This window comes from Methylobacterium nigriterrae (assembly GCF_037106235.1).
GTDB lineage: Bacteria > Pseudomonadota > Alphaproteobacteria > Rhizobiales > Beijerinckiaceae > Methylobacterium > Methylobacterium nigriterrae.
On the sequence record NZ_JBAWTG010000528.1, the window covers coordinates 1 to 486 of the forward strand.

Genomic DNA, 486 nt, shown 5'->3' on the forward strand with positions numbered 1-486 from the left:
CTCCGGCGTGAACGTTCGTTTCGTTGTCCCCATCAGACACCTTCCAGCCCCCATGGGAGCGTAGCAGAGGTGTCCACTCATTCAGAGGAGGATCAGGTCATGCCTCGGCTGCTGAGCCACGTGGCCAGATCGCCGGCGACATAGCTCGACCCGTTGTCGGTCAGCAGCCGCGGACGTTGCACGACCTGCACCTGATCGAGCCCGGCGGCGGTCAGCGCCAAGTCGAGCGTGGCGGTGACGTCGCTGGCCTGCATCGTCGCACAGAGCTTCCAGGCTACGATGTAGCGCGAGAAGTCGTCCAGCACGGTCGACAGGTAGTACCAGCCCCAGCCGACCACCTTCAGGTAGGTGAAGTCGGTCTGCCAGAGCTGGTTGGGCGCCGTGGTTTTGTCGCGGAACGCTTCCGCTGCCTTGACGACGATGTAGGCCGGGCTGGTGATCAGGTCCTGAGCTTTGAGCAGACGGTAGACGGTGGCTTCCGAGACG

The 486-nt window shown here is 63.6% G+C and carries 1 pseudogene; it reads right to left on the reverse strand.

The features are described 5' to 3' along the window. Window positions 1-95: 95 nt before the first annotated feature. Window positions 96-486 (reverse strand): annotated as a pseudogene (locus WDW90_RS38080) (transposase); the annotation flags it as partial.